The 23,633-nt window shown below is 64.6% G+C and carries 12 protein-coding genes and 1 other RNA gene; 7 read left to right on the top strand and 6 right to left on the bottom strand.

The window, feature by feature from the left end:
* The first annotated feature begins 1,072 nt into the window (after positions 1 to 1,072).
* From ACPDIT_RS00640 to ACPDIT_RS00610, 7 genes are all read left to right on the top strand, one after another.
* Positions 1,073 to 2,740 carry a peptidylprolyl isomerase gene (locus tag ACPDIT_RS00640; protein WP_423440636.1) on the top strand — a complete coding sequence of 556 codons (1,668 nt, stop codon included), beginning with the start codon at positions 1,073 to 1,075 and terminating at the stop codon, positions 2,738 to 2,740.
* Between the two features lie 67 nt (positions 2,741 to 2,807).
* Complete coding sequence (gene guaA / locus ACPDIT_RS00635; RefSeq protein ID WP_423440635.1) at positions 2,808 to 4,400, top strand: glutamine-hydrolyzing GMP synthase; 1,593 nt, start codon at positions 2,808 to 2,810, stop codon at positions 4,398 to 4,400.
* Between the two features lie 730 nt (positions 4,401 to 5,130).
* Positions 5,131 to 5,319, top strand: a non-coding RNA gene (gene ssrS, locus ACPDIT_RS00630) — 6S RNA.
* Between the two features lie 1,155 nt (positions 5,320 to 6,474).
* Complete coding sequence (locus ACPDIT_RS00625; RefSeq protein ID WP_423440633.1) at positions 6,475 to 7,392, top strand: type II secretion system protein; 918 nt, start codon at positions 6,475 to 6,477, stop codon at positions 7,390 to 7,392.
* 1,163 nt (positions 7,393 to 8,555) lie between these two features.
* Entirely contained in the window at positions 8,556 to 10,064 is a 1,509-nt protein-coding gene (locus ACPDIT_RS00620; RefSeq protein ID WP_423440631.1) for an MraY family glycosyltransferase, read from the top strand.
* Between the two features lie 727 nt (positions 10,065 to 10,791).
* Entirely contained in the window at positions 10,792 to 13,815 is a 3,024-nt protein-coding gene (locus ACPDIT_RS00615) for an immunoglobulin domain-containing protein (protein ID WP_423440629.1), read from the top strand.
* 1,174 nt (positions 13,816 to 14,989) lie between these two features.
* Complete coding sequence (locus ACPDIT_RS00610) at positions 14,990 to 16,492, top strand: amino acid permease (protein WP_423440627.1); 1,503 nt, start codon at positions 14,990 to 14,992, stop codon at positions 16,490 to 16,492.
* 39 nt (positions 16,493 to 16,531) lie between these two features.
* On the opposite strand, the gene ACPDIT_RS00605 is transcribed toward ACPDIT_RS00610, so the two are convergent.
* The 6 genes from ACPDIT_RS00605 to ACPDIT_RS00580 all read right to left on the bottom strand — a co-directional run bounded on the left by ACPDIT_RS00605 (position 16,532) and on the right by ACPDIT_RS00580 (position 23,615).
* Positions 16,532 to 17,458: a cellulase family glycosylhydrolase gene (locus ACPDIT_RS00605; protein WP_423440625.1), complete on the bottom strand. Its 927-nt coding sequence runs from the start codon at positions 17,456 to 17,458 to the stop codon at positions 16,532 to 16,534.
* A gap of 176 nt (positions 17,459 to 17,634) precedes the next feature.
* On the bottom strand, positions 17,635 to 18,105 hold the full coding sequence (locus ACPDIT_RS00600; RefSeq protein ID WP_423440623.1) for a Uma2 family endonuclease: 471 nt from the start codon (positions 18,103 to 18,105) through the stop codon (positions 17,635 to 17,637).
* Between the two features lie 278 nt (positions 18,106 to 18,383).
* Positions 18,384 to 19,457, bottom strand: coding sequence for a M42 family metallopeptidase (locus ACPDIT_RS00595; protein ID WP_423440621.1), 1,074 nt, complete (start codon positions 19,455 to 19,457; stop codon positions 18,384 to 18,386).
* A gap of 141 nt (positions 19,458 to 19,598) precedes the next feature.
* Complete coding sequence (gene xseA / locus ACPDIT_RS00590) at positions 19,599 to 21,065, bottom strand: exodeoxyribonuclease VII large subunit (protein WP_423440619.1); 1,467 nt, start codon at positions 21,063 to 21,065, stop codon at positions 19,599 to 19,601.
* Between the two features lie 58 nt (positions 21,066 to 21,123).
* On the bottom strand, positions 21,124 to 22,272 hold the full coding sequence (locus tag ACPDIT_RS00585) for a phosphotransferase (protein ID WP_423440618.1): 1,149 nt from the start codon (positions 22,270 to 22,272) through the stop codon (positions 21,124 to 21,126).
* On the bottom strand, positions 22,269 to 23,615 hold the full coding sequence (locus ACPDIT_RS00580; protein ID WP_423440616.1) for a dTMP kinase: 1,347 nt from the start codon (positions 23,613 to 23,615) through the stop codon (positions 22,269 to 22,271). The genes ACPDIT_RS00585 and ACPDIT_RS00580 overlap by 4 nt, the downstream gene beginning before the upstream one ends.
* Positions 23,616 to 23,633: the final 18 nt, after the last annotated feature.

Raw genomic sequence — 23,633 nt, 5'->3', positions numbered from 1 at the left:
GCAGCCGAGGCGGCAGCGGCTTCGAGAACCGAAGTGGGGTAGGCCGCGAGGTGTTTGCGGAGCCCGGAGCGGTCGGCTGGCACGGTCGAGCCCGGACCAACTCATGTGCACACCAGGACCGTCAGGACCTTGGGACGTCGGCACCGGGTCTGCAGGGATTGAAGGAAGTGTTTTTGCGTTGGGCGGGCATGAGATTGCGAATCGAGACCGGCGGTTCAGGCTGTACTCAAGCGTCGCCGCGGGCGCATTTCAGCTTTGAAGGCTCGGAATGGTGAATCCCGAGGAGACGGTGGTTTCTCTCGGCCTTCTCCTGCCGAGGACACGCGGAATCGCGCTGAACCTTCGGGGGGTCAGGACTGAGAACTCGCCGTACAGCGGATCTGCCAAACCGGGGGCTCTGCCGACGCGAACCATGCACCCGGGACTCTTCCTGAGCACCTCCGTAACAACACTCCCGCCCGAACCCATCCAGGGTTGGAAGTTCTTCGCTCATTCCGTGGGCCGTGGATTTCCCCTTGGCGGGGCGCGGAGTCACCCGCCCAAGGTGGCGCCTGGGCAACCGGATTGCCTCCCGAGCAGGTGAGTGGTTGCGCCTCCAGCGCACCTGATGGCTACGCCTTCGGCGCGAGAGCTCACCAGCCATAGGTAACGCCCTGAGCCGCCGGGTCTTCCCCGCGCAATCTGCCCTGAAGGGATGGAATTCGGTCTGGACAGACCCGGCCGTCGCGATGGTGAACCTCGGGTTGCACCCTTTCAGGGCGCGCTGGGTTTGGGGGATCGGATTCCCGGGGCTTGGCCCCGGGCTACGGAATTGATGCGCCTTTGGCGCGCACGGGCCCGTGCGGTCCGCGGACAGCCGAGGGCGTACCGTTTTTGAGCTCCGGTTTCAATGATCCCCGGAGATGCCGTTTTCGCTCAGTTGTCCAATGTCGGCGCCCCCAGACCCCTCGCGCTTTATCGATGTCCAATAACTTGTACTGCGCCCCCTGCGCTTGCGGGGCTTGTTTTGGTTTGACCCCTCCCGGCCCCGGCGGGTAGGGTTCGGGCTCCGGTCAAGGGACCTGGCAACCTTATGTTTGGCACGATTCGGAAGCATCAGACGTGGCTGTGGGTCATCATCATCGCGGTGACCGTGGTGGCGTTTGTGATTTATTTCAACCCCACCACGCAGTTCGGCGACCAGCCCACGGTGGGTGATCTGGGGCGAATCCGCGGCGAAAAGATTACGCTCGACAAGTTCCGTGCGGCGCAAAAGGAGGTGCTGCTCCACTACCTGGTGCGCACGGGGCAGTGGCCCGACGAGGGGGGGCGCGACTCGGGCTTTGACGTGCAGCGGGAGACCTACGCGCGGCTGCTGCTGCTGCAGTTCGTGCGCGACCTGAAACTGGAGGTGAGTCCGTCGGTAAGCGCCCGGCTTGCCCGGGAGATCCTCGAGGCATTTGGCGGTGGCAATCAGGCCATCCCGTTGTCGGCGCTCGTTCAGCAGCGACTTGCTCCTCGGGGCATCACGGTGGAGGATTTCGAACGCTTTGTCCGTCACGAAACCGCCCTCCAGGCCCTGGTCAATCTGGTGACCTTCCCGGGCCAATTGATCACCCCGGAGGAGGCCCGAAACCTCTATCGGCGCGAGCACCAGGAGGTGTCCGCCCAGGTTGTGACGTTTCTTGCCGTCAATTACCTGCCGCAGGTCATGGTGACCACCCAGGCGGTGGCCCAGTTTTATTCCAATCAGATGGCCCGGTACCGCATCCCGGAACGGGTGCAGGTCAGCTACGTGGCCTTTCCGGTCTCGAACTACCTCGCGGAGGCCGAAGCGGAGTTGGTCCGGACCAACCTGGACGAGCTGGTCCAGGCGAACCTGGATCGGCTGGGGACCAATTACGTCCGCTTCGGCGCCACCCAGGACGAAGCGCGCAAGAACATCCGACAGGAGCTGATTCGCGTCGAGGCCCTGCGCAAGGCGCGGCGCGTTGCCAACGATTTCGCCACGGCCCTCTTCAATCTGGAACCGGTCCGGCCGGAGAACCTCAAAACGCTTGCCGCCGAACGAAAGCTGGAGGTTCGCACCCTGGAGCCGTTCGGATTGGAGGAGGGCCCTGCAGGCATCGACGGGGGTCCGGAGTTTGCGCGGGTGGCGTTCCGGCTTTCGGCGGACAATCCTTTCTCGGCTCCTGTCATTGGGCCCGACGCCGTGTATGTGCTGGGCTTTGAGAGACGGTTGCCCAGCGAGATCCCCGCGCTGGAGGACATTTTGGGGCGGGTGTTGGGCGACTACCGTTATGAACAGGCCGTGCAACTGGCCCGGCAGGCCGCCGAGGCGTTTCGCACCGCCCTGACGAATGCCATCGCACAGGGCAAGGGCTTTGCCGAGGTTTGCACGGCGTCCAACCTCCACCCGGTGCTGCTGCCGCCGGTTTCCTGGAGCACACGGGCGCTGCCCCAGGTCGAACAGGACCTGCCCCTGGCCCAGTTCAAACAGGTGGCCCTTTCCACTCCGGTCGGCGGGGTTAGCCCCGTGGTGCCGACCCGGGACGGCGCGATGCTGATCTATGTACAGTCCCAACTGCCCTTGGACGAGGCCAAGATGAATCAGGAGTTGCCCGGATTTATGGCCTATTTGCGGCGTTTGCGTCAGAATGATCTGTTCAACGAGTGGTTCCGGCGTCAGGCCGAGGTGGCGTTGCGTGACACCCAGCTGGCGCGACGTGCGCCGCCCGTGATGTCGGTAGGTCAGCCGTGACGGTCGGTCGGTTCCTGTGCGTCCCACGGTGTCCAGTTCGGTTCGCCGCCAATCCGTCCCCCTGGCCGTGAAGTCTCAGAATGCGCCCTCTCCCGTGGCCCCCGCGGCTTCCTCCCCCGGACAGGAACAGATTGTCATCCTTGACTTCGGCTCCCAGTACACGCAGGTGATCGCGCGCCGCGTCCGCGAATGTCAGGTGTACTCGCAGATCCTGCGATTCGACACGCCTGCAACCCGTTTGGCGGAGCTCCGACCCAAGGGGATCATTCTCTCGGGTGGTCCGGCCAGCGTGTACGACGCCGACGCGCCGTTGCCCGACCCGGGCATCTTTGAGTTGGGCATCCCGATTTTGGGGATCTGCTACGGTGTCCAACTGCTGGCGCATTTTCTCGGAGGACGCGTCGAGCCCGGCCAACAGCGGGAATACGGCAAGGGCACGCTCCACGTCAAACGGCCCGGATGTGCCTTGTTCGCCGGTTTGCCCCGACGCCTGCAGGTTTGGAATTCGCACGGGGACCGACTCACCCGTCTGCCGCGGGGCTTTGTCGTGGTCGCGACGAGCGAGAACTCGCCCTACGCCGCCATCGAACATCCGCACAAACGGTTTTTTGGCCTGCAATTTCACCCCGAGGTGGTGCACACCCCGCGCGGACGCGAGCTCCTGGCCAATTTTGTCCACAAGGTTTGCGGCTGCGGCCGGCAATGGACCATGCGCAATTACCTCGAACAGGCCGTGGAGGAGATCCGGGCTCGCGTCGGCCAGGAACGGGTTTTGCTGGGTTTGAGCGGGGGAGTGGATTCCAGCGTGGCAGCGGCGCTGTTGCATCGCGCCGTGGGGGACCAGCTCACGTGCATCTTCGTCAACAACGGCCTGTTGCGCGCCCGCGAGCCGGAGGTCGTCCAGGAGGTCTTTGGCCGTCATTTCCAGATTCGCCTCCAGTACGAGGACGCTTCCGAGCTGTTTTTGCGACGGCTTCGTGGGGTGACGGATCCGGAGCGGAAACGCAAGATCATTGGACGCACGTTCATCGAGGTGTTCGAGGCGGCGACGCGGCGGGCCGGGCCGGCCCGTTTCCTTGCCCAGGGCACTCTGTACCCCGACGTGATCGAATCCGTGCCCATTGGCGGCAACCCCGCTTCTTTGATCAAAAGCCATCACAACGTGGGTGGTCTGCCCCGGAGGATGCGGTTCGAGCTGATCGAGCCGCTGCGTTGTCTCTTCAAGGACGAGGTCCGCAAGTTGGGCCGGGCCCTGGGCCTGCCCCGCGAGATCCTCTGGCGCCAGCCCTTTCCGGGTCCGGGTCTGGCCGTCCGATGCCTGGGCGAGGTCACGCCCGAGAAGCTGGCCATTCTGCGCCAGGCGGATGCGATTGTGGTCGAAGAAATGAAACGAGGCGGCTGGTACTACAAGACCTGGCAGGCCTTTGCCGTGTTGCTTCCCGTCCGCAGCGTGGGTGTCCAGGGAGATGAACGCACATATGACTGGACCGTCGCGGTGCGCGTGGTCGAGTCGCAGGACGGCATGACGGCCGACTGGGTCAAGCTGCCGTACGCATTACTCGAACGCATCTCCACCCGCATCACCAACGAAGTGCGGGGGGTCAACCGCGTGGTCTTCGACATCACGAGCAAGCCGCCCGGCACCATCGAGTGGGAGTGAGCCGTTTGCGTCGGGGCCGGGTCGTGACAGGTCCCGGCCGTGGGACAGGTCCGGGCCGCCGCGAGGTTCTTCTCCGGGGTCGCACCGCTCCCTCACTCCGACCCGAAGCGCAAAACTCTGGCGGCGGACCGACCTTGCTCCATGAATCCGGGTCGTCCCGAAGGACAAGACGGTTGACGAGCGAGCCCCTTCAGGCACTGCCCCGCAGACCGGGCAGGACAGTCTCCGGCGACGGCACGGATGCCGAGTCGGAGGCCGCTTGGGCGCGGATTATTCGCGGGGTCCGGCGAGACGGCGAACGGCCCGGCCGCGCATCGCTTCCCGCTCCGCTCACTTTCCCCGGAAAGACCGCACAAGTGCCGGCTCGGAAAAACAGCTCCGGGCTCTTCCATCGGCCAGCCAACGTCTGGTGGGGTATTTCGTGCCATGCGGGGCAAGGGGTACGCGAATTGACTGGCGGACAGCCGGGCCCCCTCGAGCGCGAAGGCTGCAAACGTTTCAAGCCTCCCGGACGATCCAGGCCTCCGACGTGAGAGAACGCGGCCCTTGCCGTCGTCTAAAAACTGCTGCCAGGTGCCACGGCACCTCACGGGTGGCAGTGCTCCCGCGCTCCGCACGAGTTTTTTTTTCACTTGAGTTTTGACCCCGGCCGGCCGATTTATGGGGTGGTTGGCGGTGATGCCGATGTCACCTGCTCTTTGGCACAGCAGTGGAGGGAAAAGCAAACGGATTTACCCTGCCTTGCGCGTGATCCGCAACAAGGTCCTTGAACCGTACTAAACGTTCCTGGGACACAAGCCGCGCAGGCTGTGGCCGACAGGCCTTCCGGAGCGAAGGAAGTCGAAAGCAGCCCGGCCCGTCCCACATGTTGCACGACATGTTCAAAGGAATAGTTGCCCACGGCAAAGGCGGGGTATTTTTTTATCCTGTGCCAACGGCTCGGTTCCTTCCCCGCGCCGGGTTTATGCCGCCGCGCAGCAGGGGCGATTCCTCCCACGAACCAGACCCTCGCGATGCGGGTCGCTGAAAGCCAGGTGGACTTCTACGGTGGGGGGGCGGGTTGGTGACGAAGACTGGGCTTGTCGCCACACGCGGTGATCAGGGCGCCAAGGTTTTCCGGTTGGATGAGACGGGTTCGGCGAGGCTTCGGACCTCGAATTCGGCCGGTCGGCCGGCCCGAACCAGTGAAGCCAGGAGGAAACGACACCTGCCTCTGTGCTTGCCCAGGGCATGGCGTGGTCGGCGGAAAAGATCGATGTGTGCAGGGCGGAGTTGCCCTGCACGGGGTGGTTCATCGCCAACCCGGCATGATCGTGCTCACCGAGTTTTGGCTGTGCCGTTGGCTTTGTGCAGAGACCTGGATGCCTGTGAACCCGCAGGAGGTCAGTCCTGTTTGCACCCTCAGCGGAAACGACCTTGGGACCGGGCACTGCAGCCCTTCGCGCTGTCCCCCGGACTGCTGGTGGAATCGCAAGGGGGCTTCAGGGTTGGTCGCGTCTCCGGCGTTCGCCTGCTCCAGTCTGGCGTTGATCGAAAAGACGTTTGCGAACTTGGGAGAAGCAGGAAGGACAGGGGTGCTGGCCTGTTGTGCGCACAACCCCGTGCTGTCCGGTGTGGGGAGTCGGTTGTTCCGGTCGCTTGGCTCCGCCCTGGTCCGTTTTTCTTTCCCGCAGACCATGGGCGCGGCAAGTTGGTTTTTGAATCCTACCAGGTCTTCCGGATGGTGGGGCAGGTTCGGTGAACCAGGACGGGTGGACCCTGACGCCTGCCGGTTTGGTTCGTTCGCCGCCGGGACCTCTTGGGCTTGGGTTGAGGTTTGCCCTCGGGATGCGGCTGCGGAAGATGGCACAGTGCGCGCTTCTGGCTGAACGAACCGAGGTCCAGGCCGCGTTTGGAAGGGGCTCGAGCTGCCGGGCGGGTCTTGAGTGGCGCGCAACCGGACTGGAAAGCTGTCGGTCAGCCCAAGGTTGCCATGGGCCGGCAAGCGGCGTAATGATGCTCGCAAGGTTGTCTAAAGTCGGAAGGCCCCGCATCGGGGACCCCACTTTGGGCGAGCCGGTATGGTCCTCGGCCTATGAACGCATTGCAGAACACGCCCGGGCGCGTCCGTCCCGCTGCCACGGGAGCCTTCACCCTCATCGAGCTGCTGGTGGTCATTGCGATCATCGCCATCCTGGCGGGCATGCTCCTTCCCGCGCTGAGTCGAGCCAAGGGCAAGGCCCTTGGCATCGCCTGTCTCAACAACACCAAGACCCTGACGACCTCGACCCTCCTCTACATCGGCGACCACAACGATCGCGTGCCGAACAATTACGGAGTGGCGGAAACCATCGACGCCATCAACAACGGTCGTCTGGACAACTGGGTCAACAACGTCATGACCTGGGGCGCCAGCGGCAGTGTCGCCGACCGCAGCAACACCAACCTGCAATGGATTGCCAGCGGGGTATTGGGGCGATACACCGCCGCCGCGTTGGGAGCGTACCGCTGTCCGGGCGACAATTACCTCAGTCCCATCCAGCGTGCAGCGGGGTTCCCTTACCGGGTGCGCAGCTATTCCATGAACGCCCTGTTCGGGCGCTTCAGCACGGCCGTCAGTCCGAGCACGGATCCGACCATCGGGGGCCGACACTGGGGGGACCAGAATTATCGGCAGTACCTCAAGATGTCGGAAGTTCCGGTCCCGGCCAAGACGTGGCTGTTCATCGATGAACATGCCGACTCGATCAACGACGGCTACTTCATCAACAACCCGGCCGCCGCCAACTGGCAGGACCAACCCGCCAGTTATCACAACGGGGCCTGTGGGTTCGGCTTTGCGGACGGACACTCCGAAATCAAACGTTGGCTGAGCCGCACCTCCCGCTACACCGTCCGGTACAGTTACGTGGCCATTCCCTTCGATGCGGCCGGCCGCCTCGATTTTGCGTGGTACCTGGAGCGAACCGGTTACACCCTTTACGCGACGGGACGGCGGATGTTCAACTACTAGAGCGCCCGGTTCCAAAGGTGCGACGTTTCTGCCCATGCCCGCGTTCACCGGGGGCCGTACCGGTGCGGGGACGAACGCGCGGCAACCTCTCCGGGAAGTGGGCCTTCCACACGGCACCGTGACCTTTTGCCAGCGCCGGGTGGCCTCATGAACAGGCTCGAAGCCAGTTTGCGTGGACGATTGAAGCGGTTCGACTCGTACCGCAGGGCTTGCGACAGCCAACCGCCCGAAGCCCGGGACCGGGCCTTGAGTCCGCGCTTCCATGCGCGATTGCACACACCGTCTGCGCACGGGCGAGGTGGTATGGAAGAAGCCGGGTCTTCCCGTCGTGGCAGCCGTGGAAAACCCCGCCCGGGGCGGCTGATGCATTTCCGCGGCCATGCCCGGTTCTGTCCCCCTTGAGCGTCGCGCGGTGCTTCAAGGCGCCCGGCCATCCACGGCAACGCCGGATCAAGCGCTCGCCGCCATTGATGGCCGGTGGGACGCTCAAAATCCTTCCCATCAGACCCATGAAGGGCCGGGAGCACTGCGCGCGCTCAACGCGCTGTGGGGGTTCTTCCAGCATGGCGCGGAGCGACCAGCCCCGGGCCGCCGCGGACAACCGGACTGCGTCGCTGCCGCGTGAATGGTTGTGTCGCCGGGGCGCTTTATGGCCGCCTCGTCGGGCGTGAATTCACCGGGCCGTGTCAAGCCCCGGGGTTTGCGCGATGCACCGGCCCGGAAGGGGCGGGATGCGGTGGGACACTTCCGGCTCTCGCGATGGGGCCATTGGGTCACCCCGTTTCATGGCGCGGCAGGTCGGCGGGACGGCGTTCCAAGGGGCGTTGCCCCGGGCTGACGGCCGGGTGCGCCTTCGGGACGGAGATGGGCCCGTGCAACCCGTGGACAGAGGGCCCGCTTTTCGATTCTTGAGGCCCGGATTCAAGAATTCCGAGCAGATGTCGTTTTCCCATGGGATTCCGCTGCAAAGACGCCCGAGATTCCGTCAAGTCCTCGGGAGCGTCCAAAGGCCTGGATGCACCCGCTGCAAGACCCTGGCTCCTGAGCGATTGACTCGGGCAGGTGCGCCCGCTAGATGTCATCGCAAGTACGCGCAACAGCGAAGGAGGTTGGAGCCCTTCGATGAGATGACCGATCAGACCATGGGTATCGGAGTCTAGAGCTTGAACGCGACGGTGACATTGCTCTGCCTCGGCCTGGGGGTGGCGCTGGCGTGGCCCTTGTATCCCCTTGTGATTCGATGGTTCCAGCCGCTGGCGGAACAGCGGGCCGCCTCGTTCCACCAGATCCACGTCCGGCCCGTGCCCCGTGCGGGGGGACTGGTGCTTGCCGCGGTGTTCCTGATTGTCGGCATCGGTGCCCAGCTTTTCCTGCCTGTTCGTCCGGATCGAGTGGCCGAAAACTGGGGGATTCTCGCGCTGAGCGTGGCGATGTTCGCCCTGGGATTCTGGGACGATTTGCGTCCCCTCGGGGCGCGCAAGAAGCTGGTGGGCCAGATCCTGATTGCACTGGCAGCCTGTTACCTGGTCGGACGGATCGAACTGGTGCGCCACCCCGTGACCGGCGAGGTCATGGCGCTCGGGTTCTGGGGAATTCCGCTGACGGTGTTGTGGCTGGTTGCGTTCACGAACCTGATCAACCTGATCGATGGGTTGGACGGGTTGGCCGGAGGTCTTTCTCTGATGCTGATGGCGCTCTTGGCCTACGTGGGCTTGTTCACCGAGGCGGTGTTCCCCACAGCCGTCGCCGCGGCCGTGGCCGGTGGATTGATCGCGTTTTTGCGCTACAACTTTCCCCCGGCGCGGATCTACCTCGGCGATGGTGGTGCGTATTTTCTGGGCTTTTTAATCGGCTTGCTGGCCATGCGCCTGTCCCACAAGGGCACGGTGGCTGCGGCTCTGGTGGCCCCGCTCTTTGCCCTGGCGTTGCCGATCATTGACACCTCGTTGGCCATCCTTCGCCGGGGCCTCAAAGGGCTGCCGCTGTTCCGACCCGACCGCAAGCACATCCACCACAAACTCCTGGGGGAGGGGCTCAACCAACGGCAAACGGTCTTGGTGCTTTACGGATTCTCGTTGGTGGCCCTGATGCTGGCTTTCGGGGTCTTCGTGGCAGGGGAACGAACGACACCCCTCTTCCTGGGGGTGCTGGTGTTGGTGGTTTTGCTGGCGGCCACGCGGCTCAACTTCGCACGCGAATGGTTTGCGGTGGGGCGGCTCCTGGGCAGCACCATGGAGGTTCGCAAAGCCGCGCGCTACGCCCTGGCCTTGTGCAATTGGTTCGAGTTGGAGGCCGAGCGCTGTCGGTCTCCGGAAGCGCTCTGGGAGGAATTCGGTTTTGTCTTGAGGAAGTTGGGCTACTGCCGGGTCCGATTGCTTGGTCCGGCGGGACCGGTACGGACCTGGGAACCTCCGGAGGCGCCTTCCGACACACCCGTGCAGCAGGGGCGCATTCACCTCCCGCATTGCGGCGGGATGGTGATGGAGTTCTGGGCCGATGCAACGCTGCCCGAACGCGTCTTCGATGTGCAAAACGAGCTGGCCGCGGAGGCTTGGGGAAAGGCCATGGCGAAGTGGGGAAATGGACTGGTGATGCCGCGTCCATCGGAGCGGACGTCGCCCCCCGAGGCCGCCCGGACGATCGCGCCGGAGGTGGGGTCGCGCACCCGATAATCCCGAGCCTTGAGGCCGGTGGCGACTTCCTGGTATCAGCTCTGGCTCCATGCCTCTGCAGTTCCCGTCTTGGTTCGGGACCCGGACAACCAGGTTCAGGTGGAGGACGAAGGCGGGTGTGAAGACAATGACCCAACACGTGTCTGCCTTGCGCGCCCCGAGAAGGGATTGAGGTCTCTCCGATCAGGCATTGGGCTTCGAGGGGGAGTACGGAGGAAGAGGGCATCGGGAAGTGAACCCCTCTCGCGGCACTCATGAGGCCCCGGGTCACTTTCCCTCGTTGCATCCATGAGAACCGGGGGTGCGTAACCCGGTCGGCGGTGCTCCCGAGCGGATCCTGGATGCACGTTGACACAGGGTCGCGGCTCGCCGCTTCCGGTTCGGAGCGGGTCCGCTGGAGAGACCCATCGGCCAATACGTGCTGCGTGTCCAAGGCGATAGTTGACACTACGGAGCAATCCGGCTACCACAGGGCCATGCGTTGTTGTGCACTGCCTCGGCCGGGTGCCACACGGCGCCCGAGCAGGGGGGCCAGCGACGCGGAAGGTCCCGGGGTTGTTCAAGACCGCCCGGCTGGCGGGGAGCGAAGGAACGACACCAGTTTCTTTCCCGGTCGCCGGTAGAGCGGCGGTCAGGAACGGCTCGGGCCGTTGTCGGGGCAGGTGTGGATGAAACACCGCAAAACCAGTCGAACCCTCAACCGGAACGTCTCGCAAACGAAGAACCCATGAAAGCACGTGTTTTCCTGCTGGGCACATGGCTGGGGACCTGCCTGGTCAGGGCAGATTTTCAACCCATCGAATTGCGGCCCGAAAGCTTCAACGCGGATGTGGTGGTGGAGAAGACCGCACCCAAGCCGGTGGGCGCCTTCGTGACCGCCACCATGGACGGGGGCACGAACAACAACGCCTGGACATGGTATGAACAGGGCTACGACCCGACCCGGCCGACGACGGGTTTGCCCAGGGCCGGGACCGTGTTCACGGCACCCGGCGACCCGAACCGGTCCTATCGCATGCCCGCAGATTATACGGCTCCGAATGCGTTGCTGGTGTATTCCGCGCTGCCCAGTGGCCGGTTAACCTTCCCCAACCCCGCTGCCTACAGCTCGTTGAGCGTGATTAGCGCTGCCGGCGGGGGCACGGCCACACTGGACTACACGATTCGTTATCAGAACGGCGCAGAGCAAACGGGGACCCTGAACGTCTACGACTGGTTCAATACGCCGGCCGAAATTGCCTGGGTGGCCAACGGACGCGTCAACACGGACAACGGCCAATTGGGATCCACTTACGGAAACAACCCGAAGCTGTTTTACGCGGATATTTTCCTCCAGGATACCACGACACCCGTGCGCGAGATCGAGTTCCGATATTCCAGCGGTAACGGCCGGACGGCCATCTTTGCCGTGAGCGGTTCCTCCGACGGCGCGACCTACGTGCCATTGGACGTGCAAGGATTTACCCATGACATGATCATCGAAGCCGGTGCCCCGCTGACCGGTGCGCTGTTTGGGTACACCACCGTGGTGATGGACAGCGGAAGCACCAACAACGTGGGCAACACCTTCTATGAAATCGGTTTCAACCGGGACGCCCCGACCACGGGCCTGCCCCCGGCGGGCAGCACCGTCACCAACCTCGGGCGCGCCTTTACCTTTGCTGCCAGCTATACCAACGCCAATGTCTTCTATCTGGGGCCTTATGAAGGCTACGACACCGCCACGATGACCTTGGTGGAGCCGACGGCGTTCCAGGCGTTGTCGTTGCTCCATTGTGCCGGTAACGGGCCCGTCATGCTGGACGTGGTGGTGCGGCACGCTGACAACACCACGGAGCAATTCCAGATCAGTTCGCCGGATTGGTTCAACCAGCCGGATCCCTTCTATGTGTTGAACGGCCGCTTCGACCCCAGCACGCTCGGATTGAACAACGTCAACAGCGGCAACCCGCGGCTCTATACGAACGACCTGGTCCTGGCCAATACGGCCAGTCCGGTCACAGCGGTGGAATTTACCTACATGGGCGGAGGACGTGCCGCCGTCTTTGCTTTGGCAGGCTTGCGACCGGGCGGGGACATGTTCCTGCCGGTGGCCGTGACCGGGTACAACGCCGACGCGGTGGTCGAGGCCAGCGCACCGCGGTTTCCCATGGCCCTTACCAACGCCACCACCGTCTCGATGGACGGCGGCACGAACAACACCGGCAACACCTGGTACGAACAGGGCTATTACCCGCAGTTCCCCAACTCGGGTTTGCCCCCGGCCGGTTCGGTGATCACCAGCCTGGCCCAGCCGGATCATCACTACCGCATGCCGGCCACCTACAGCGGGCCCAACGCGGTCTTCGTGGATTACGCCCATCCCGAGGCGAATCTCATCCCGGTCGATCCCCAACCCTACTCGGCCCTCTCGTTCCTGAGCGCAACGGCCAACAACAACGTCACCAACGAGGTCGTTGTACAGTACGCTGACGGCACCTCGGAGACCAACACCTTCACCTCGCGCGACTGGTTCAACAACGCGCCCTACGCCTACTCAACCCTGGGACGCGTCAACCTGAACACGCGGACCATCAACAACGACCCCGGCCGGACTGCGACGCCGAATCCGCGGCTCTACGAGGCCCAGTTCCCGCTCAACAACACCACTAGTCCGGTCACCAACATCGTGCTGCGGTTCCTGGGGGCGGTGAATCCCACGACCGGACGCATGGTCGTCCTGGCGGTCAGTGGGACCCTGGGCGACTTCTCGCCCATTCTGGCACCGCTTTCGCCCGGCTCGATCAACCTGTATGAAGGTTCCAATCTTACCTTGGGCAGTGTGCTGCTCGGCGGGACCGAGCCGGTGAGTCTGCGCTGGCAATACCTGGCCCCCGGGAGCACGCAGTGGGTCAACGTGGACAATGGCGGAAACGTTTCCGGGGCCGACAGCACGAACCTGGTCATCACTGCCATCACGCGTGCCCAGTCGGGTCAATACCGACTGACGGCGACCAACGCCGCCGGCTTCGCCCTGACCGACGTCGCCACCGTCAATGTGGTTTCGCGGATGCAGGACGTCACGCAGCCCGGAGACTTCATCTACATCCTCGACGGCAGTTCGCCGGCGGCTGAGACGGTGGACCACGCCATTGACAACCTCGTGCAAAAGTACCTGAACTTTGACGCATTCGACACGGCCGCGCCGTTTGTGGGGCCGCAGGGCTTCGTGGTGCAACCTTCGGTGGGACCGACGGTCGTGCGCGGGGTCCGCATCTACACGGCGAACGACCAGGAACCGCGGGATCCTGCCGACATCGTGCTGGAGGGTTCCAACGACGGAGGAGTGACGTGGACCCTCATCAGTTCGAATGCCCTGGCCCTTCCGTCTGGTCGGAACACTGTGACCACGGAGACGATCGATCCTCTGCGGCATTTCAACCAGGAGGTGATCTTCCCCAACGCCACGGCCTACACCAGTTATCGGGTCCAGTTCTACAACGTGAAGAATAACGCGGGGGCCAACAGTGTGCAGATTGCGGAAATCGAGCTGTTGGGCGCGGTGCCGTCGGCAGAACCGCCTTCCCTCACAATCCAAGTGGGCGCCAACGGCACGCTCGTGCTCACCAGCTCGCAGCCGGGGACCTTGCAATCCACGACGGATCTGACACCGCCCGTTCAGTGGGTGGACGAAGGCCCCATCTCCGGAACTGTGACCCTGGTGCCATCCCCGAACACTCCGGCGAAGTATTATCGAGTCCGCGTCCCGTGACGGGGCGGGGGATGATCTGAACGGGGCCGGACGACTGCGGCAGTCGTCCGGCCTTTCGTTTTGGAGGCAGCCGGGTCCGGAGGGTAGTGCCCCGGACGGTGACTTTTCGCGCTCGACTCGCACCGCCGGATCCGCCACACGCCAACGGTCGTGCTCAGGCAGGTCCAGGGCCCTGAGGCGTGGTGCTCCGTGGACCGGGGACGCATCACCTGCCGATGCCCGCATGGATAAGGTTCGCGTTCGCGTACCGGTCCCCATGCCCGCGTCACCGGTGTCTGTTTGCAGGGTTTTTACCTGGCAAGCCATTTGATCGCCTTCACCGACTGCCGCGGTGGGGGACGGTCCTCTCGTCCGTCGGGCTGTTGGCTCGGCGCCCCTCGGTGCAGGGGCGCGAACTCCCCCGCACATGGCGCCGGGGAGGTGTCGCGTCGTCAGCCCTTGGCGATGCCGGGGTGGGCCGGGAGTGAAACGCCGGGGTACTCGAAGCCTGAGCGGTTGGTGAAGCGTGTGCCAGCCCCGGGCCCGAACTTCGGCGACCCGCGCCTGGCGACCGCGTGTGCGCTTGCGCGGTCCGGCGGGGCGAGTTCAATGCACCGGCTCCGTGCGGCGCAGGTGTCCGGCCGGGAACACGTTCGGGAGGATCGAAGCACGATTGCGCCGATCGCGGATGGGCCGGCACCGAAGGTTGCTGCGGCAGAAGCGGGGCGGCGGTCGGTCGGAGGGCTCCGGATCGCCGCGAACCCCCCCGGGCTCTCCGAAGTTCGCGAGGCCGACAACGGTTGACCTCTGAACTGTCGGACGCCGGCCGCTCAAACCCGTCGGCCACCGCTTTCGACTCCGGCAAAGTTGCCCCTCCACGCCACGGATGGTCCGCAATGGCGACCCATGGGCGTTTGACAGATGGCCCTTCCGCCGATGAGGGCGCCGCGGAAGAGACCGATCGAAGGCGAGGTCTGTTTGCACGTTTTCCGTGCGTTGGGCGGACGCCTGGTGCCGACCCCGCAGGCAGTTTCGGAAAACAGATCTCCGGTCATTCACCGGAGCAGGGCAGATTCGGCCGACGCCAACCCGGGGCCCTCGGGCACGCGAGCAAATTGAGTTCTGGGGAGTGCATTTCCTTGACTGCGACCCTGGTTCCGGTCATTTAGCAGGGCCAACGACCAACGAGTTTCGCATGAGCTTATTGCGGCGGAAACGAGTGGAGGACCTGCAGGCGGAGGCACTGGCCGATCAAAGTCTGCATCGGGCCCTGGGGCCGATGAACCTGGTTTTTCTGGGAATTGGCGCCATTATTGGAGCCGGGATTTTCGTTTTGACCGGCAAGGCAGCGGCCAACTACGCCGGCCCCGCCATCGTGATTTCCTTTGTGCTCGCGGGGTTGGCCTGCGCCTTCGCCGGGCTCTGCTATGCGGAATTCGCCTCGATGATTCCCATCTCTGGCTCCGCGTACACCTACAGCTATGCCACCATGGGGGAATTGCTGGCCTGGATCATCGGCTGGGACCTGATCCTCGAGTACCTGTTTGCGGCTTCCACGGTTGCTTCGGGTTGGTCGGAATACATGGTGTCGTTTCTTGCCGACTTTGGCGTCCACATTCCGCCGCAATGGTGTGCGGCGCCCTGGAATCACGTCGTACCGGCGGATGCGGGTTGGAATCTGTGGCGGGTCTTTACCGAGGGCTGGACCCGGACCGGGGCCATTCTCAACGTGCCGGCGATGGTGATCGTGGGCGTGATCACCATCCTGCTGGTGCTGGGCATCAAGGAGTCGGCCGCCTTCAACAATTTGATCGTGGCGGTCAAAGTTGGCGTCATCCTCATGTTCCTTGCGGTGGGGGTGGCCCACCTGAACCCGGAAAACTGGACACCCTTCATTCCGCCCTCGGAAGGGCCCGGCAAGTTCGGCTGGGAAGGGGTTTTCCGTGCCGCCGGCGTCATTTTCTTCGCGTACATCGGCTTCGATGCCGTGTCCACCGCGGCCCAGGAAGCCAAGCGTCCCCAGCGCGACATGCCCATTGGAATCCTGGGCTCCTTGTTCATCTGCACCTTGCTTTACATCGGCGTGGCGGGAGTGCTCACCGGCATTGTGAAATACGATCGGTTGGACGTGGGCGCGCCGGTGGCCGTGGCGATCGACTCGCTCGGGCCCGGATGGGACTGGCTCAAGACGTGCATAAAAGTCGGTGCGATCGCCGGCCTTTCGTCGGTGATCCTGGTCATGATGATGGGCCAGCCGCGCATCTTTTACGCCATGGCCCGGGACGGGCTGTTGCCCCCCATCTTCGCCCGCGTACATCCCCGGTTCCGAACCCCTTACTGGGCCACGATCCTGACCGGGCTTTGCGCCATGCTGCTGGCCGGCCTGCTGCCGATCGGTCTTCTGGGTGAACTGGTTTCGATCGGGACGCTCCTGGCCTTTGTCATTGTGTGTGGCGGGGTGTTCGCCCTGCGGTTTACCGATCCGCACATTCCGCGTCCGTTCCGCGTACCCGCATTCTGGCTGGTTTGTCCGCTGGGCGTGATCTTTTGCGGGTGGCTGATGATAAGTTTGCCGCCGGACACCTGGGCCCGTTTGCTGGTCTGGATGGGGCTGGGCCTGTGCGTGTATTTCCTTTACGGGCGCAGACACAGTCGACTGGCGCAATCCGGCAAGGAAGCCTCGCCTCAACTTCGGTGAGCCGGTGCGGCCATCCCGGGACCGGGCAGCTCGCGCTTCTCAAGGCCCGGGACGATGCCCCAGTCCCAGTAGCTGCCACCGCACCAACCAGTCGTGCGTCCACTGCTCCTGGAAGGTCGTTCCCCGGGCCAGTTCCTCGGCTGATTGTCCCCAGTAAAACGTGATCCAGCCCGCGGCCCAATCGCGATGTTCCTGCACAAACGTGGCCAGCTCGGCCGGGGACATCGGCAGCGGAAAAATCTCTTCCACCACCAGGGGCTTTCCGGTTGTGCAGGCCCGGAGGACCGCACGCGCCTCCTGCCATTGGCCCGGCTTGGGATAGAGGTGCACACTCAAGAAGTCCAGCTCCTCCGCCATCACCGCCGGGTCGAACCCGGAAAAGGAACCGGTCGGACGCGTTTCCGGCAGGAGCCCCACGGTGATCAGGGCTGCGGGATCCTCCTGGCGGATGGCCCGGCTCAAGTGGCGGACCCAGGCACGCGCGATCTCCGGTCGGGGCCGACCTGCCGGATCGAGCGTGATGGCCTGTACGTAACTGAACCCGCCCAACTCTCCCGCCAACCAGTCGCCCGCCGTTCGTGCCGTCCCCGGCACGAAAGGTTCGTTCATGAGGTTGTAACAGAACAGTGCCGGGCTGTCGGCCGTCACCCGGGCCACGGCGCGCCAAAACACGGCCTGGGCGTGCCATCGGTCGGATTCATTCAGGCGATCGTACCACCGGGGCGATTGGGCACGACGGTAACAACCCAGTCCCGTCAAATCCACGCGCAGGCCCGTGCGTTCCGCCAGCCTCAAGAGACGGCGCAACTGCCGCAATGCCCTCGCGCGCGGAGTCACGGGGTCCTCGAGGAACGCCGCCACCTGCAGGTGGATCCGGACCACGTTGGCGCCCAGCCGTTTCATTTCCGCGAAATCCTCCACCACGGTGGCCCAGTCCGTTTCCCAATACTCCTCGAGCAAGCGCATGCGGTGGTCGCGGTCGTAGTTGAAACCCCAGGGCCGAAAGGGGTGACCGGCCGGAGTGACGAAGGACCGGGAATCTGGAGCGACGCGAATTCGCTCGGCCGACCCCGCGGAAAGCGGCTGGACCAGCAGTGCCGCCGTTAACAGGGCGAGAACCGACGCCGAGCCAACGGTCCGGATCAGGGCGCAAACAATTCGCGGATGGAAATCTGGAACCCCGGCCACAGCGCTTCCGTGAGCAATTCGGACCCGGCCAGGATGGACTGCAACGCCAGTCCAAACGGCGTGGCATGGTAGACCTCGACGTTGTCGTACCGCGGATCGATCATCCACAGCCGCGCCAGGCGGAGATCTTCGTAGATGGCCTTCTTGATGACAGTGTCGGTGTGATGATCGGCGGGGCTGATGACTTCCGCCGCCAGCCACAGCTTGCCGGAGGCTGCGGTGATCACGGCAACGTCCGGACAAATCGCCGTGGCAGAATTGATTTGGATGCGGGTGCGACACGCCAAAAGCTGCGCGGCCGGACAGGCGGCCAGGGCCGGAGCCAACCGCTCGTGTAATCGCCGGCAAATCCGCTCATGGCGTTCCCCGGGGGGCGACCGCAACGTCGGAAGGCCGTCCAGGATTTCTTCGTAAGACTGGCTCATCGCAAGCTCCGGCTCACGCTAGACGGCCTGCACCGGGTCTGCAAGTGCGGCGCGAACGCCGGGCCCCCTGTGCGGTCCCATTCAGGTCCTGGACACCCTTGAAGCCCCGGCGCGATGTCCGGCGCCCTCGCCACGGGAAAGCCCGCGGAAAACGGCCTTGCCTCGGGCCCGTTGAATCCGGGGCCAAAAGCCCTGTTTCACTGCGGCACCGCGCCGCATCTCAAGTCGAGCCGGTCGAAAGCGCCCGGCCCGACTGCTTCGGGACCGCGCCCCCGGGCTCAGCCGAGTTTTACCTTGAAGGTCTCGCCCTTCTTGAGCGATTTCGCGAATGCGGCCAGGAGCCGGGGAATCGCCTCCAGATCCTTCAGGTGGATCACCTCCACCGGGGAATGCATGTAGCGGTTGGGCAAACTCACCAGGGCACTGGGGATGCCGCCGCGCGTCCAAAAAATCGCGTCCGTGTCCGTACCGCTGGTGTTGGACATGGCCTCGTGCTGGAGTGGGATGCGCACCTTGCGCGCCACTTCTTCCAGGCGCGCCACCACCTCGGGGTGGTTACACCCCCCATGCGTCAGGGTGGGGCCCTTGCCCAATCGCACGTCTCCGTGTTGGGCCTTGTTGATCGTGGGATAATCGGTCGCGTGGGTCACGTCCACCACCACCGCCACGTCGGGCTTGAGGCTGTAGGCAATTTGCCGGGCCCCCAGCAATCCCACTTCTTCTTGAACGTTTGCCACGGCACAAACCTCCGCTTCGAGCCGCGCATTCGACTCCCGCAACAAACGAAGCGTCTCCGCCACGGCGAAGGTCCCGATTCGGTTGTCGAACGCCCGGGCGATGGCCAGGTCCCCGCGCAACAACTCGAATTCGTCGGCCAGCGTGACCGGGTCGCCGATGCGGACCAGTCGTTCCGCCTCACGCCGACTCGATGCGCCGATGTCGATGAAGAGCTCGTGGATCTTGGGCGGCTTGGGTTCGCCCTCTTGTTTGGTGAGATGGGGCGGCACGTTGCCGACCACCCCTTTCACCGGACCGTTGCGGGTATGGATCACCACGCGTTGCGCCCGGGTGATGGCCGCGTCCACCCCGCCCATTCGACGCACGTACACAAATCCGTGCTCGTCAATGTAATTGACCACCAGCGCGATTTCGTCGGCGTGCGCAGCCAGCATCAGGCGGGGCGAACCTCCCTTGTTCAGCACCGCGACGCAGTTGCCGTAGGCGTCCCAGAAGGTCTCCTCGGCGAAGGGGCGCACGTATTCCAACCACACCCGCAAGCCACGGGTTTCGTGCCCCACGGGACTGGGCGTGTTGACCAGTTGTTTCAGGAATTCCAGCGACTCGGTTCGCATGGGGCAGAGGCTATGCCGGGGCCGGCAGACAGGTCGAGCCCTGCCGTTCCCGAGGACGCCTTCGGTCCAGCGGCAACGCTCGGCCCGGTCGAGTGTTCCAGCGGTCCAGATCGCCACGAACGGCCGCCGTCCCTGGGTCGACTACGGTTCGGCAGCCGCAGACGGAGGCTGGACGTCCTCCACCCGGCTCACAAAGGCGCCCCGGTGCACGCGGGTGCGCAAAAGCTGACCCGGCCGAATCTCCCCGACGTCGCGGACGATCCGTCCCGACGGTTCCTCGAAGGTGACCGAGTATCCCCGGGCGAGCACCTGTTCGGGGCCGAGCAAGATCAGGCGGGCGCGTTGTGTCTCCCAGCGCTGGCGCCGCAGGTGCACCTGGTGCCGCACTCGTTCCCGCAGACGGGCCAGGAGCGATTCCAGGCGTTGCCGGTGCTGTTGCAGCTGCCGCCACGGCCGGGCCTGGTACAGGCGGCGCGTCAAATGCAGCCAAAGGGTGTGACGCTCCTTCCAGCCGTTGCGCAGGGCCCGTTGCATCCGCGTGTGAAGTTCGTCCCAGTGTTGCCAGCCTTCTTCCACGCGCCGGCGCGGATGCGCCCGATGCAGGCGGGTCCAGCATCGTTCCCATGCCTCGCGGCAGTTCTGCAGGCGCCGCCGGACAAGGTCCGTCAGCCGTTGGGGAGCCAGCGCCAGAAAATCCCGGCTGGCAAACACGTCCTCGGTCAGGATCTCGGCGGCGGCACTGGGCGTGGCCGCCCGCACGTCGGCGACGAAGTCGCTGATCGTGAAATCGATCTCATGCCCCACGGCCGAGACCACGGGAATGGCCGAAGCCGCGATGGCCCGGGCGACGATCTCTTCGTTGAACGCCCAAAGGTCTTCCAGGCTGCCCCCGCCGCGCGTCACCAGGATCACGTCCAGGCGCGGCGGCGGCTCGGCGAGCAATCCCGTGGCCCGGGGTCGTTCCGGGACCGGCGCCAACGCAAACTCGTTCAGCAGTCGGATGGCGGCGGCAATCTCGACGGCTGCCCCTTCGCCTTGCACCCGGCACGGAGCCAGCACGATTTCCAACATCGGGTTCCGCCGACCGGCCACATGCAGCACGTCACGGATCGCGGCGCCCGTGGGAGATGTGACCAGTCCAATGCGACGGGGATAAGGGGGCAGGGGACGTTTCCGCTCTGGAGCGAACAGCCCCTCGGCGGCCAGCTTGCGTTTGAGCTGCTCGAAGGCCAGTTGGAGGGCACCCAGCCCTTGAAACTCCACGGCTCGAACCACGAGCTGGTACTGCCCCCGCGGCTCGTAGACGGTCAGGTCGCCCAAAACCAGCACCTTCTGACCGTCCGCCAGCAGGTCCCGCCGTGCCACGGCCTCGCTCCGAAACAGGGCACAGGCGATCTGGGCCGCCGCGTCCTTCAGCGTGAAATAGATATGCCCGGAGCTCTGGAGGCGCAGGTTGCTGATTTCCCCGCTCACCCACACCTGACCGATCTGTTGCTCGAGCAGTCGCCGGATTTGTCCCGTGAGCTCGCTGACGGTCCAGACCCTCCGGGTCTGCGCAGCGGCAAAGAGATCCCCGAAGTCCCACTGGTGTTTGGCCACTTTCCCCATGTGCGTCCGGCAATTTGACGCCTTTTCGCTTTTCCCGCAATGTGCCGGGTCCGGAAATTCACCCGGGCCCGGGTGGCGCATCGGCCGGGCCGGGACGCGCGCTCCAGCGCTGCTGCAAGGCTCGCAGCAATGATGCCCAGGCGTCTGCCCGCTCCGTCGGTGGCCAGAACAGGTAGTGGTACCACAGGCCGCTCAGCACTACGGTTCGGGCAATTCCGTGCACGCCGGCCCGGGTCAGGTAACCCCGAACCGCGGGCCGTTCCAACCAGGCCTCGAGTTCCTTCATCATTCGCTCCGGTGACCAGCGCCGGACCAGCAAACCCACCTGGACCACCCAGTACGCCCAGTCCCAACCGGCCAGCCCGCCCTCCCGGCCGCGTTCCCAGTCCAGCACCCAGCACCGGCCCGTCCCTCGTTCCACGCGCAGATTCCAAGGCGCAAAATCCCCATGCACCAAAGCCGGAGCCACTTGCACCTCTGCGAGCCTCGATCGCGAGTTTGGAAACCGAACGTCTTGGGGTAACCGTGCCTCCAGTAGCCGCCACAACGGCAAAGCAGCCACGGGCATCTGGCGGCTCGGATCCAACCACCCGGCAAGCAGCGTGGCCACCAGTGTCTCGGCCGGGTGACGGGGACAGTCCCCCGGCGCGTACGACTGGACCATGGCGCGCAAGGGCCCATTCTGCCAAACTCCTTTCAACGGTGGTGCGCGCAGTCGTTCCACTGGGTGCGCCCGGAGCAAGGCCGTTTCTGCCTCCAAACGGGCGTGGGCTGCAGGGTGATCTCCGGCCTTGATGATCGCATCAGGCAGGTTATCGGACCCGAAGCGCAGAAAAACAATCCGCCGACCTTCCGCCCGAGGGTTGCCACAAAAGATGCCGAAGCGGACCTGATCAGGCGATTGTCCGGACCCCGCCAGCAACGGGAGGAACGCGGCGTCCGCCGCCACGGAGAGGGTCAGTCGCCGGAGGCCTGGTGCGCCCGGCAAGCCCACGGCCCAGGAAACCAGACGCCGCGCCCACCGTGCGCGCCGGGTTTGGGCCGGGTACAATCGGAGTGTCTGCCGGGCCAGCGCGGCCTCTGCCGGAATCCATAACAACGGCTCTCCATGCTTGGTCAGCAGCCAGCCGCGAAAGTTCACTGCAGGGGTACCCGGCTGCGGTGCGGGCAACAGCTTCTGCCAGGGCAGCGTACCCTCCGCATTCATCGGTTTCCGGTCGGTTCCCCTCGACGCACCAGGTGTTCCAGAATGGTGCGCCGCATCGTTTCCACCACGGTGGAGAGGGGCTGACTTGCGTCCACCAGATGCGCCCGGGGCAGCCGCGTCGCCAGTGCACGATAGGCGGCTTGTTGTCGTCGAGTTTCCTCTTCCGACACTTCCGTCTTCCGCTGTCGCAGGACCTCTGTGGGCGCGTCCAACACGAATACCAGATCCGGCTGGGGCAAACACCGGAACCATCGTTGAACCCGCTCGGGATCCACATCCAGTCGGTACCGCCGCGGATCCACCTCGAAGTCGTAGTGGTAGCGGTCCATGAGCACAAGGCCGTTGCGGAACAGCACGGGACGGAACCGGACCCAGTAGCCCAGTCCGTACTCCAACCAGTGCAGGGCCAGCACGATCAGCGACATCCACCGACTCCGAGGCGGTCGGGCGTGCGGGGTGGTTGTCGGACCGCGACCGGCCCGATGGGGCAGGGGAAAGATCATCGGTTTCCAATGGCCCAGCAGACTTTTGTCCGGCTGGAAGGTCGGTGGCAACGAGGCAAACAACTCGCGCGCCGCCGCGGATTTCCCGCTGCCGTCCGGGCCCAACAAGACCACCCACAGTCCCGGCGGCCGGCGCCAGCGGCGCAACAGTCGCCGCAGGTCGTGCCCCACCGTGGCCAACGTCGGCCTGGGCCGCGTTTGGAGGGAATGGGCCAGTAATGCGAGTCGCCAGAGCCACGTCCGGGATTCGATCGCCTGCCAGTCGCGGGCCAACACCCAACCGGTCATCTGGGCCGCAGCCGATGCGCCCAAAACCTCTGCCAGCCGGCGAACGAACGTCGCCGCATCCGTTTGTGCGGCCCGATGAATGCCCTCGCGGTACTTCTCTCGTATGCGGCCCTGATAGAGCAGGCGCACCAACAGGTTCAGCACCGCTTCGTCCCACGGATCCGGAATGGCGAACTCGCCGCGCGACTGTCGGCGCCGCAAAACGGCTTCTGCATCCAGCAGCGGAACGCCGCGCCAGGCCAGTCGCCCAAACAAATCCACCTGCACCTGGTGCCATGTTTCTGCGTGGTGGAAAAAGAGGGACACCGGGTCGAACTCGGCGCGATGATGGAGCCGATAGCCCACGGCAGTGGCCGCTCGGACCAAAAGCCTCTCGGCCTCCAAGAGACGGTCCGGCCCCACCAGCACGTCCACATCGTTGCTGGTGAAATCCGGCAACCGCTCGTAGTTGCGAAGCACGACAAACGGGATGCCCGCTTCGTTCCATGCACGAAACGCTTCCTCCAGGAAGGGACGCAAAGAGGCGGAGTTTTGGAGCAACTCCACGTTCATGAACGGAGATGCTTCACC

It is taken from the genome of Limisphaera sp. VF-2, assembly GCF_049537125.1.
In the GTDB taxonomy this organism is placed as follows: Bacteria; Verrucomicrobiota; Verrucomicrobiia; order Limisphaerales; family Limisphaeraceae; genus Limisphaera.
Note: the sequence above shows the minus strand (reverse complement) of the source record. Positions and strands in the feature narration are given on the sequence as shown.

Excerpts from the sequence above, each read along its gene's own strand:
- xseA (WP_423440619.1), bottom strand. The coding sequence starts at position 21,065 with ATGGGGAAAGTGGCCAAACACCAGTGGGACTTCGGGGATCTCTTTGCC.
- ACPDIT_RS00640 (WP_423440636.1), top strand. The coding sequence starts at position 1,073 with ATGTTTGGCACGATTCGGAAGCATCAGACGTGGCTGTGGGTCATCATC.
- ACPDIT_RS00615 (WP_423440629.1), top strand. The coding sequence starts at position 10,792 with ATGAAAGCACGTGTTTTCCTGCTGGGCACATGGCTGGGGACCTGCCTG.
- ACPDIT_RS00585 (WP_423440618.1), bottom strand. The coding sequence starts at position 22,272 with ATGAATGCGGAGGGTACGCTGCCCTGGCAGAAGCTGTTGCCCGCACCG.
- ACPDIT_RS00625 (WP_423440633.1), top strand. The coding sequence starts at position 6,475 with ATGAACGCATTGCAGAACACGCCCGGGCGCGTCCGTCCCGCTGCCACG.
- ACPDIT_RS00580 (WP_423440616.1), bottom strand. The coding sequence starts at position 23,615 with ATGAACGTGGAGTTGCTCCAAAACTCCGCCTCTTTGCGTCCCTTCCTG.
- ACPDIT_RS00595 (WP_423440621.1), bottom strand. The coding sequence starts at position 19,457 with ATGCGAACCGAGTCGCTGGAATTCCTGAAACAACTGGTCAACACGCCC.
- ACPDIT_RS00605 (WP_423440625.1), bottom strand. The coding sequence starts at position 17,458 with ATGCGCTTGCTCGAGGAGTATTGGGAAACGGACTGGGCCACCGTGGTG.
- ACPDIT_RS00610 (WP_423440627.1), top strand. The coding sequence starts at position 14,990 with ATGAGCTTATTGCGGCGGAAACGAGTGGAGGACCTGCAGGCGGAGGCA.
- ACPDIT_RS00600 (WP_423440623.1), bottom strand. The coding sequence starts at position 18,105 with ATGAGCCAGTCTTACGAAGAAATCCTGGACGGCCTTCCGACGTTGCGG.